10 protein-coding genes are annotated in these 10,941 nt (G+C 71.9%); 6 read left to right on the top strand and 4 right to left on the bottom strand.

The window, feature by feature from the left end; all coding sequences use genetic code 11:
• Positions 1–187: 187 nt before the first annotated feature.
• Positions 188–1,237 carry a medium chain dehydrogenase/reductase family protein gene (locus FPZ41_RS40755; RefSeq protein ID WP_152869177.1) on the bottom strand — a complete coding sequence of 350 codons (1,050 nt, stop codon included), beginning with the start codon at positions 1,235–1,237 and terminating at the stop codon, positions 188–190.
• A 160-nt stretch (positions 1,238–1,397) separates the two neighbouring features.
• On the opposite strand from FPZ41_RS40755, the gene FPZ41_RS40750 reads away from it, so the two are divergent.
• The gene (locus tag FPZ41_RS40750) at positions 1,398–2,126 is read left to right on the top strand and encodes a TetR/AcrR family transcriptional regulator (RefSeq protein ID WP_152869176.1); all 729 of its coding nucleotides are present in this window, start codon (positions 1,398–1,400) and stop codon (positions 2,124–2,126) included.
• A 46-nt stretch (positions 2,127–2,172) separates the two neighbouring features.
• Here FPZ41_RS40750 and FPZ41_RS40745 read toward each other — a convergent pair whose 3' ends face one another.
• The 3 genes from FPZ41_RS40745 to FPZ41_RS40735 all read right to left on the bottom strand — a co-directional run bounded on the left by FPZ41_RS40745 (position 2,173) and on the right by FPZ41_RS40735 (position 4,298).
• Entirely contained in the window at positions 2,173–3,111 is a 939-nt protein-coding gene (locus FPZ41_RS40745; protein ID WP_152869174.1) for a hypothetical protein, read from the bottom strand.
• A complete protein-coding gene (locus FPZ41_RS40740) occupies positions 3,108–3,455 on the bottom strand; it encodes a PadR family transcriptional regulator (RefSeq protein ID WP_131564116.1) in 348 nt (115 codons plus the stop codon). The genes FPZ41_RS40745 and FPZ41_RS40740 overlap by 4 nt, the downstream gene beginning before the upstream one ends.
• 267 nt (positions 3,456–3,722) lie before the next feature.
• Positions 3,723–4,298 carry an AMIN-like domain-containing (lipo)protein gene (locus FPZ41_RS40735; RefSeq protein WP_152869172.1) on the bottom strand — a complete coding sequence of 192 codons (576 nt, stop codon included), beginning with the start codon at positions 4,296–4,298 and terminating at the stop codon, positions 3,723–3,725.
• 395 nt (positions 4,299–4,693) lie between these two features.
• Between FPZ41_RS40735 and FPZ41_RS40725 the strand changes: the two genes are divergently transcribed.
• From FPZ41_RS40725 to FPZ41_RS40710, 5 genes are all read left to right on the top strand, one after another.
• On the top strand, positions 4,694–7,924 hold the full coding sequence (locus FPZ41_RS40725; RefSeq protein ID WP_407698888.1) for a S8 family peptidase: 3,231 nt from the start codon (positions 4,694–4,696) through the stop codon (positions 7,922–7,924).
• Positions 7,807–8,217 carry a molybdopterin-binding protein gene (locus tag FPZ41_RS50495; protein WP_407698887.1) on the top strand — a complete coding sequence of 137 codons (411 nt, stop codon included), beginning with the start codon at positions 7,807–7,809 and terminating at the stop codon, positions 8,215–8,217. The genes FPZ41_RS40725 and FPZ41_RS50495 overlap by 118 nt, the downstream gene beginning before the upstream one ends.
• A 226-nt stretch (positions 8,218–8,443) precedes the next feature.
• Positions 8,444–8,956 carry a sigma-70 family RNA polymerase sigma factor gene (locus FPZ41_RS40720; protein ID WP_131564114.1) on the top strand — a complete coding sequence of 171 codons (513 nt, stop codon included), beginning with the start codon at positions 8,444–8,446 and terminating at the stop codon, positions 8,954–8,956.
• 126 nt (positions 8,957–9,082) lie between these two features.
• Positions 9,083–10,225 (top strand): hypothetical protein, encoded by a 1,143-nt coding sequence (locus tag FPZ41_RS40715; RefSeq protein ID WP_152869170.1) that lies wholly within the window; start codon positions 9,083–9,085, stop codon positions 10,223–10,225.
• A 498-nt stretch (positions 10,226–10,723) separates the two neighbouring features.
• The coding region (locus FPZ41_RS40710; RefSeq protein ID WP_152869168.1) for a hypothetical protein at positions 10,724–10,941 on the top strand (218 nt) is incomplete at its 3' end.

The raw sequence follows: 10,941 nt of genomic DNA, 5'->3' as shown, positions 1-10,941 counted from the left end.
GGGCGGGGGTCGCCTGGGCGGCCGGGACAGTGGCGGCGAGGACGCCGGTGACGGCGAGCGAGACCGTGAGCGCGGCGGTGCGCATGCTGGACATGGGTGTTCCCCTCGGGTCGTTTCGTGTGATTGCGGGTGATGTGGCCGGTACGGATGGCGGGACTTTCGAAACACCCCCCAGGTCCGACAGGGCCTAGGGATTCAGCACGACCTTTCCGGCGACCGTGCCGGACTCGGCCAGCCGCAGGGCGTCCGCGACGCGGGTGAGCGGCAGCTGGGCGGCGATCTGCGCGGTGACGTCACCGCGCTGGAAGGCGGCGAAGACCTCGGTGAGGTCGGCGCGCAGCCGGGCCCGGAACCGGTCCTTGGCCAGGGCGCGCCCGGCCCAGAGGTTGAAGAAGTAGGCCCGGCGGCCGTTGGGCAGCGTGTTCCACAGCCACACCCGGCCGAGCAGCTTGAACACGGGCCACTGCTTGGAGCCCTGGTCGTCGCGGGTGGAGGCGCTGCCGTAGGAGACGAGCGTGCCGCCGGGAGCGAGGAGGGACCAGGAGTCGGTGATGCCCGTGCCGCCGACGTGGTCGAAGACGGCGTCCACTCCATGGGGGGCGAGTTCGCGGATGCGCGCGGCGACGTTCTCGGTGCGGTAGTCGACGGGGAGGACGCCCTGTTCCCGCAGGTTGTCGTGGTGGCGCGCGGACGCCGTGCCGATCACCTTCGCTCCGGCGGCACGCGCCAGTTGGACCAGGACCGAGCCGACACCGCCGTTGGCGCCGAGCACCACGACGGTCTGCCCCACGCGGACGCGCGCCTTGCGGTGCAACATCTGCCAGGCGGTGACGCCGTTGACCACCAGGGTCTCCGCCTCCGCCGCGCCGATCCCGTCGGGCACGGGCACCACGTCCGCCGCGTCGACGAGTACGTGGCTGGCCCAGCCGCCGACCTTGACCAGCGCGGCCACCCGGCTGCCGAGGAGACCCGTCTCGACGCCCTCGCCGGCCGCCGGCACCGTGCCGACCAGGTCGTAGCCGGGCACGAAGGGGAACGGCGGCTGGTCGTAGTAGCGGCCGCGGCGCATCTGCTGCTCGGCGAAGGAGATCCCGGTCGCCTCCATCCGGATCACCACCTGGCCGGGGCCGGGGGTGGGGACCGTTCCGTGCCGGAACTGCAGTCCTTCCGGCTCCACCTTGCCCGGCAGGACGACCTCGACGAGTCCTTCGGCGTTGACGGGTCCTTCGGCGTTCATGACGACCAACCTCCACTGCGCTCCGCGCTGGGTTACTTACTTTCGCGTTCGTTAGAAGTTGTAACGCAGCGGCGCAGTGAGTGTCAATACGCTTCGTGATAGCCTCTAACTAATTCTTTGAGGTGTAGTTGTCGCGTGAGGCGTGGGAAGGCGGAAGGTCATGGCGGACACGGACACGGACACGGGCGCGAAGACCCCGCGGGAGCGCTATCGCGCCCAGGTGCGTGCGGAGATCAAGGAACGCGCGTGGGAGCAGATCGCCACGGCGGGGGCGTCCGCGCTCTCCCTCAACGCGATCGCCAAGCAGATGGGCATGAGCGGGCCCGCGCTCTACCGGTACTTCGCCGGGCGGGACGAGTTGATCACCGAGCTCATCAGGGACGCGTACCGAAGCCTCGCCGACACCTTCCGCGCGGCCTCCGCCTCAGCCCCCGGTGCCGGACTGGCCGAGCTGGCGCGCGCCCTGCGCGACTGGGCCCTGGAAGACCCCCAGCGGTACTTCCTCATCTACGGCACACCCGTCCCCGGCTACCACGCGCCGGACGACATCACTGCGATCGCGGGCGAGAACATGGCGATGCTGCTCGACGCCGCCGCCGCGCCGGCCCCGGATGGTCCCGTCACAAGTACGGCGACGAGTACGGCGACGAGTGCGATGACGAGTGCGACGACGGCGCTCGACACGGACCTCGAAGGCCTCGGCCGGCAGTGGGCGGACGGCCACCCCGCCCCGGCCGCGCACCTCCACCGGGCCCTGGCCTTCTGGACCCGGCTGCACGGCATCCTGTCGCTGGAACTCGCCGGCCACTTCAACGGGATGGGATTCGACCCCGGATTGCTCTACGCGGCCGAACTGGACGACCTGCTGGCCCACTCACCGCCCCACTGACCACGCCGCCCCTCCGGCGGCGTGGTCAGTGGCTCTGTGGCGCCGCTCAGCGGGTGGCCATGGCGTGGCGTCGCTCGCGGGTCCTGAGGGCGGCGTACACGAGGAGCGCGAGCACGCCTGTCGCACCCGTCATCCGTGCCCACAGGTTCCCGGTGCCGTAGGGCACCTCCCCCAGCCGGCCGACCGGGACGAACGCGAGCACCGACCCGGCGATCAACAGGGCCGCGAGGGCGGGCCCGAAGCGGGCGCGGGCTATCGCCAGCGCGGCCGGCACGGCGAGGACCAGCGGGGTGAAGAAGAAGAGCAGACGCAGCGGATCGGGCCGCGCGTCGGCCGTGGCGTACGGCCCGGAGACGACCTGGAAGACGGTCACCGACCCCGCCAGCAGCGGCACTCCCAGGGCCAGGGCGATCAGCGCCATGGTGCGGCGTGCGCCGCCGCTGGTGGGCGGCAGGTCGGGCGGGGCGGCGAGTACGAGGAGGGCGGCCAGGGCGAGCCCGGCGAGCGTCGCCTGGTTCTGGGCGAGCCCTTCCGCGCCGTCCGTCCAGCGGACCAGCGGCAGGGAGACCGCCGCACCGAGGAGCGCGGCTCCGGCGGCGATCCGGGCGGCGGCCCACCGGCCCGCGAGCGCGCAGCCGAGAACGGCGAGCCAGGGGATGTAGGCGAGCGGGGTATGGGCGCGCTCTCCGTCCCATTGCAGCGAGGGGAGTTGCTGGACGACCAGCAGCGTCAGGCAGAGGGAGGCGGCGACGGGCACGGCGAGGGGCAGCAGCCCCGCCAGGAAGCGGCCGCCGGGGCGGGCCGAGTCCATGCCGGTGCGCAGACGCAGGGCGTGACCGAGGACGGTGGCCTGTTCGAGGACGCCGGCCAGCCGGCCCCGGTCGGCCGTGACCTGGGAGAGGAGATCGCTGACCTCGGCCGCGTACTCGCGCCGGTAGGCCGTCGGGTAGGCGCGGGTCGTCCAGTGCGGCGCGGGCATGCTCATGCAGTGGCTCCGTCCGGTCGGGTCAGGCCCACTCCCAGCCGCCGTGCCGCCTCGTCGGCGGTGGCGCGCAGCCGCTCGGCCTCGGCGGCGAGGAGGGCGGAACCCGCGTCGGTGAGCGCGTAGGTGCGACGCATCCGACTGTCGACGATCTCCTCGCGCTCGACCCGTACGAGCCCCTGCTTGAGTAGACGGTCCAGCGCGCCGTACAGCGTGCCCGCCCGCAGGCGCACCCGGCCCTGAGAGATCGTCTCGACCTCCTTGATCAGGGCGTAGCCGTGGCGTGGGGCGTCCGCGAGCGCGGTCAGAAGCAGGAGCGTCGGCTCCCGCAGCGGTTGGTCGGTCATGCCGCGACTATATACCGGCAGCCGATATATGACGCCGAAGTTCGAGCCGGACGACTGCACCGGATGAGACGGACGCACCGTCGCATGCCGTCACATAACGGCTTCACCGGAAGAACGGACGCGCTGTCACATCCGGTACGCGGCGGCGCGGCAGGCCTGACGAGAAAACCGCGCCGCGCCGCGCCGCGCCGTGCCGCGCCGTGCCGCGCCGTGCCGCGCTGTTCCGTGCCGTGCTGTTCCGTGCCCTGCCGCGCCGCTCCGTCGCCGTCAGCGGCTGCTCGTCCAGCTGTGGGCCACGTCGATCACCAGGCGGTCGGGCAGCTGGATCACCCGGAACGGCAGCCGGGCGCGGACACCGAGACCGACCTGTGTCTCGCCCTCGAGGCTGCCCGCGAACCGGGTGTCCCTGAAGGTGCTGTATCCGCCGACGTCCACACCGGGCAGGGGGCGGCCCACCTGTCCCGGGTACGTGGGTGTGCCGGTCTCCGGTGCGTAACTCGGCGCGGAGACACGGACTTCGAGCACGGCCCCGCCGCCGACCGGGATGTAGTCGCCCGTACCGTCCTGGTGGAGCCGGTCGACGTACTGGACGTGGTAGCCGACATCCCCGCCGCCGGGCACGTCGACCACCATGCGGTCGTAGCAGTCGTGCCGGCCCGTCCTGATGTTCTTCAGCGGCACGGTGCCCGTGGCGGCACCGCTCTTGGTGCCGCTGCCCCAGCCGGTCGGGTAGGCCGCGGCCTGTGCCGCGGTCGCCGGTGCGGCGCCCGCGCTGGTCGCCGCGGCCCCCAGTCCGGCGCCCGCCAGGACAAGTGCCGCCAGTGCCGCTCCGATTCGTCGCATGATTCCCCCTTGCTCGTAAAGCGCTGACATGGTGTGAGACCGACCTTTATGTCGGAAGGTTGCATAGCAGTTCTCCCGGGGACGGGGCGGGTTCAGGGACAAAAACCCATCCGGCCAAGGAGGTTCGCGCCGCACTCCGCCAACGAGTGACCCGATCAAGGGAAGTTGGTCGGCATCGATACCGAATGGTGACAACCCTGCCCACACACCCGTCGTCTCTGGGGTGAGTCGTATGGCGTACGGGGCGAGACACCGGGGTTTCCCGGGTCGCGGGACGGCTCCTGTCCGGTTCTCGAAGTGCCAGGAACACAGGAGTGCAGGTGGAGTTAGGCGCAGGACACATACGCGCAAAACAAACACGCGCAAGGCAAAGGCGTGCGGCGGTGGCGGCGGGGGTGGCTTCCGCGGCCCTTCTGCTGGCCGGTGTGCCGGGATCGGCGGCCCAGGCCGCGGGCACGGGCGGGACGCCCGACGGGCGCTCCGAGATGGTGGCCGGGGGCGCGGGCGGCGGCGCCAAGGGCAAGCCGGTGAAGACCGAGACGCCGGTGAAGGCGGAGACGCCGGTGAAGACGGTGACGCTGGTCACCGGCGACCGGGTCCTGCTGGACGGCGCCGGTCAGGTCACCGGGGTACAGCGGGCGAAGGGCCGGGAGCGGATTCCGTTCTCGGTCCGCACGGTCGACGGGCACACCCGGGTGGTGCCCTCAGACGCCGAACTGCTGCTGGCACAGGGCAAGCTGGATGCCCGGCTGTTCGATGTGACCCAGCTGGTGGCGGACGGCTACGACGACGCCGGCCGTTCCGACCTGCCGCTGATCGTCACGTTCCGGGGCAAGAAGGCGCCCTCGATGAGCCCGTTCACCGGGGCCGGGGCGCGGATGGGCCGTGCGCTTCCCGTCGTCAACGGCAAGGCGATGCGCCCCGTGAAGAAGCGTGGCGCCGCCTTCTGGAACGCGGTGACCGACACCGGCACCGGCACCGGCACCGGCACCGGCACCGGCACCGGCACCGGCACCGGCACCGGCACCGGCACCGGCACCGGTGCCGGCACCGGCACCGGCTCCGCCCGCCGCGACGCCAGGGGAGTCACGGAGTTCACCGACTCGACGGCGGTGGAGAAGGTGTGGCTGGACGGCAGGCGCCGGGCCAGTCTCGACAAGAGCGTGCCGCAGATCGGAGCGCCCACGGCCTGGGAAGCCGGCTATGACGGCACCGGCGTCAAAATCGCCGTGCTGGACACGGGGATCGACACGACCCACCCCGACCTGGCGGGCCAGGTGATCGCCGAGAAGGACTTCTCCGGGTCCTCCGGTACCGGCGACAAGCAGGGCCACGGCACCCATGTGGCGTCCATCGCGGCCGGGACGGGCGCCAAGTCCGGCGGCACCTACAAGGGCGTCGCCCCGGGTGCCGAGCTCCTGAACGCCAAGGTCCTGGACGACACCGGCTTCGGCTCGGACTCGGGGGTCATCGCGGGCATGGAGTGGGCGGTCGCCCAGAAGGCCGACATCGTCAACCTCAGCCTCGGCGGAACGGACTCCCCCGGTATCGACCCGATGGAGGAGACCGTCAACCGGCTCTCCGCCGAAAGCGACACCCTCTTCGTCGTCGCGGCGGGCAACGAGGGCGAGTTGGGCGAGGGGACCGTCGGCTCGCCCGGCAGCGCCGCCGCCGCGCTCACCGTCGGCTCGGTCGACACGGCCGACCAGCTCGCGGACTCCTCCAGCCGTGGCCCGAGCGCCACTGACGGCGCCGTCAAGCCCGACCTGACCGCGCCCGGCGTCGAGATCACTGCCGCCGCGGCCGCCGGCAGCGTCCTGGAGGAGCTGTTTCCCTCCGACGTACCCGGCTACCTCACCATCGACGGCACCTCCATGGCGAGCCCGCATGTGGCGGGCGCCGCCGCGATCCTCGCCCAGCAGCACCCCGACTGGAGCGGTGAGCGCGTCAAGGCGGTCCTCACCGGTTCCGCGAAGCCGGGCTCGTACAGCTCCTTCCAGCAGGGCACGGGCCGCACCGACCTCGTCCGGGCGATGGAGCAGAGCGTCGTCACCGAGCAGGGGCCGATCAGCTTCGGCAAGCAGCAGTGGCCGCACGGCGACGACGAACCGGTGACCAAGCAGCTCACCTACCGCAACCTCGGTACCGAGCCGGTCACCCTGGAACTGTCCGTGGACGCCTTCGCGGTGGACGGCAAGCCCGCCGCCGAGGGCATGTTCTCCGTGTCACCGCGGCGGCTCACCGTCCCGGCGGGCGGCGAGGCGAACGCCGACGTCACGGCGGACACCCGCGCGGGCAGCGCCGACGGCACCTTCGGCGGCTCGGTGGCCGCCGCCTCGGCCGACGGCAAGGTCCAGGTGCGCACCGCCGTCGGCGTGGAGCGCGAGGCCGAGTCGTACGAGCTGACGCTGAAGCACATCGACGAGAACGGCGAGCCGACCGGCGACGCCGTCACCTCCGTCGCGGGCTTCGACAACGACTTCTACGCCGACTACGCCGACGAACAGGACGGCGAACTCACGGTCCGGCTGCCCAAGGGCGACTACACCCTCACCGGTGCGATCCACCCCCTGCTCACCTCGCCCACCCACGCCGTGCTGGTGCAGCCGAGGCTGCGGCTGGACAAGGACACCACCGTCACCGTCGACGCCCGGCAGGCACAGCCGGTGGAGATCACCGTGCCCGACCCGGCGGCCGAGAACACCGACGCCACGGTCGCGATCGGCTTCGAACGCGGTGAGGGGCTGCGCGCCGCCGGCCTCCAGTACGTTCTCCCGACCTACGAGGGCGCGCGGTTCGGGCAGCTCGGCTCCGGGGAACCCGTGGACGGGCTGTACACCCAGTACTCCGGCGGCTGGACCCGCCGGGACGACGCGGGCAGGCCGGTCAACTACCGCCTGGCCTGGGACCGGGGCAGCCGACTGGGCGGCTTCACCGCCCGGGTCGAGCAGAAGCAGCTGGCCAAGGTCGACTTCCAGGCGGGTGTACCCGTCGAGGGCCGGCGCGTGCAGGTCGAGCTGTCTCCCCACACGCCCGACGGCGTTGTGGTGCGCCCCTTCGCGGACCTGCGGGGGAAGCTGCCGCTGCGGACCACCGACTACATCCTCGACAACGGCGTCAAGTGGTCGTACCGGATGTGGCAGCTCCTGGGCGAAGGCGATGAGACGGTCTTCGAGAACTTCCTCATGAGGCTGCCCAGGACCTGGGAGGCCGGCCGCAGCCACCGCGAGCTGTTCAACGTCGGCGTCTTCGGCCCGGCCCTCGGCGGACCGGGGACGCCGGACCGGAGCGGGGATTCCCCGGTGTCACCCGGAACGGAAACGCCATCAGGGCCTACCTGCCGCTGTACGGCGACGGCGCCGGGCACTGGGGCTTCAGTGGCTTCACCTCGGCGCGGACCTCGCTGGAGGCGGGCGGCGAGGAGATCCCCGACGACTACGGCATCCCCCCGACCGACGGCGTCACCGAGTACACCGTTCCCGCCGGGGACAGCGCGTACCGGCTCACCGTGGACAGCTCCCGTGACCGGGCGGTGTACCCGGTCAGCACCCGCGTCCGCGCGGAGTGGACCTTCCGCTCCGGCGAGACCTCCGGGGACGAGCCGGCCCGGCTGCCGCTGTCCGTGATCCGCTTCTCGCCCGAACTGACCCTGTCCAGCACGGCGAAGGCGGGCGAGCGGTTCGAGGTGCCCTTCACCGTCGAGGGCGCGGCCGCCGGACAGCGGCCCGCGAAGCTCGCGTTCGAGGTCTCGTACGACGAGGGCGCCACCTGGCAGCCCACCGAGGCGGTCGACGGTTCGCGTCTGTCGCTGGAGCACCCGGCCGAGGCGGGCTCCGTCTCGCTGCGGGCCGAGCTGACCGACCGCGACGGCAACACGCTCGTCCAGACGATCGAACGCGCCTACAGCACCACCCGGTAAGCCTCTTGACCCAGCAGCCGGCCGCCCCGCTCCACCACTTCGCGGGGCGGTTGGCGGCATTTGGGTTGCTGGTCGCTATTGGTAACTTGACGGAAAATTAATTCTGAGGTTGATCTGAGCTACCTCTGTTTGGCTTTGTCGGGTTTTTCCCGGAAACTGAGGGAAGAAAAAGCGGCTGAGTATGAATAGCTTCTGTTTGCAGCGACATCACGTCCTGGAGCAGACCATGCCCAATGCTCGCCCCACCGGTTTACCCGTCCCGCCGCCCGCAGCTGAACGCTATCGGGCGCGCCTGCTGCGCTATGCGAACCGGCTCACCTCCGGTGATCTGCACCGCGCCGAGGACATCGTGCAGGAGACGATGTTGCGTGCCTGGCTCACCGACCTCGACGCGCACGACGAGAACCACCGCATCGCCTGGCTCCTGAGAGTCGCCCGCAACCTGGCCGTCGACGCCCACAGACGCGACCGGGCGGTGCCGGTGGGCGCCCTGCCCGACGACATGTTGCACCGGCCTGACGGCGCGGGCGACTTGGCCGATACCGTGGTCGACCGGCAGGTCGTGCGCAGGGCCCTGGCACGTCTGTCGCCCGAGCACCGCGAGGTGCTCTTCCATGTTCATCTGCACGATCGCACCAGGGCCGAGGCCGCCCGCGCGATCGGCGTGCCGCAGGGCACGGTGAAGTCGCGCAATCACTACGCACTCGAAGCCATGCGGCGCGAGATTCCGGCGGCGTGAGCATGACATGAGGCACGGCACGAGTCATGGCAGGAGCAGCAGGAACCGTAAGAGCAGCGGGAACGGCAGGAACAGCACGAACAGCAGGAACGGCAGGAATGGCGAGATTGGCATGAGGAATACCGAGTGAGGAACACCGACCCTTTCGTCTGGTTCCGTGAGAACAGCGACACCATCTACCGGTGGCTGGGCATCGCCGGTGCGGCGCTGCTCCTCTTCCTGCTCCTGCGCATGTGGGCCATGCGATGGGGCGGATGGCGCGCCGCCTGGGCGCGGTTGCGCCGGGAAGTGGCGGTCACGGCCTACGCGTTCGCCGAGCCCCTCCGCGCCTGGACGCGATACCGGCGCGCGCTGCGGCTGCTCGTCCGGCGGCTCGGCAACCCGGCCACCTGGCGCGACGCCGAACGCGCCCTGGCCGCGGCCCGGTTGGCCATCGCACCCGCCCGTCCCTACGCCGCGCTGGTCGGCATCGACACGGTGACGGTGCTGCTGGCGGGACGCGGCGAGCCGGAGTCCTGGACCGTGGACCGTGCCGAACTGCCCTCGGTGACGCCGGAAGCAGCCGATGTCCGTCCCATCGTCGTGGCCGTCGGCGTCGCGGAACACGACGGCGAGCAGAGTTGCGCGTTCCTCGACCTGGCCGTCGGCCCGCCCGTGCTCTCCGTGACCGGCGAGGACCGCGCGTCCGGGGCCCTGGTCCAGGCGCTCGCCGCGCAGCTCGACGTACGGCTGCCCAGGCCGCTGGTCGTCGTCGCCGAAGGGGTGCACCGCCACCACGCGGGCGAGCCCGTGCGCGAGGCCTACCGGGCCGCCCGCGAGACCCCGCCCCGGCTCGGCATCGCGCCCGTCCTGGTCGCCGCCGAACTGCCGGACCCGCTGCCCCCGGAGCTGGCCGCCCCGCCCGGGGACACCCCTGCTCTGCGGGTCCTCGTCCGGGGTCCCGGGCGAGGCTACGTCCGGACCCTGCTGACCGACCAGTACGGTCGCCTCGCCGTCCCCGGCACCCCGCTGCTGGTCCGCTGCGACGCGCTGGGCCGGGCCATCGCCCGTGTGCTGTCCGGCATCCCGCCGGTCCTGCCGCCCGCCCCGGCCGCCGAGGCCGTCGGCGGGCTGGGTGATGTGGATCTGTTCGAGGAGGGCGAGGAGTCGGCGGAGGTGTTCCGTACGGGTCCGCCGAGGCCTGCCGGTTCCGCTGCGGCCCCCGTTTCCGCCCCCCTTCCGCCCGAGACCGCCGCGCCGAGCCCGGCTGTGAAACGAGCCGCCCCGTGATACGCACCCTCACCGCCGCCGGGCGTCGGGCTGAGCCCGGCTGTGAATCGAGCCGCCTCGTGATACGCACCCGTACCGTCGCCGGGCGTCGGGCTGAGCCCGGCTGTGAATCGAGCCGCCCCGTGGTACGTACCCGTACCGTCGCCGGGCGTCGGGCTGAGCCCGGCTGTGAATCGAGCCGCCCCGTGGTACGTACCCGTACCGTCGCCGGGCGTCGGGCTGAGCCCGGCTGTGAATCGAGCCGCCTCGTGATACGCACCCGTACCGTCGCCGGGCGTCGGGCTGAGCCCGGCTGTGAATCGAGTCGCCCCGTGGTACGTACCCGTACCGTCGCCGGGCGTCGGGCTGAGCCCGGCTGTGAATCGAGCCGCTCAGTGAATCGCCCCCTTCCCGCTGCCGAGGCCGTCAGTGGACCGGCTGTGAATCGAGCCGCCCAGTGAATCGAAACCTCCCCGCCGCCGAGGCCGTCAGTGGACCGGCCGTGAAACGGACCGCCCAGTGAAACTCACCCTCACCACCGCCGACGTCGACGGCCGTCAGGTGGACCATCTGCTGGACCTCCCCGAGGACGCCACCGTCGCCGACCTCGGCGAGGCGCTGCAGAGCCCCCGGCTCTACCTCGGGGACCGGCCCGTCAGCCCCGACCTGTCCGTCGCCGCCAGCGGCATCCGCACCGGCGCCGTCCTCGGCCTCGGCACCCCCGCCCCCTCCAGCAC

Origin of the sequence: Streptomyces acidicola (assembly GCF_009377235.1) — a bacterium.
Lineage (GTDB): Bacteria > Actinomycetota > Actinomycetes > Streptomycetales > Streptomycetaceae > Streptomyces > Streptomyces acidicola.
The sequence above is the reverse complement of the archived record's forward strand: the minus strand, read 5'-3'. Positions and strand labels throughout refer to the sequence as shown.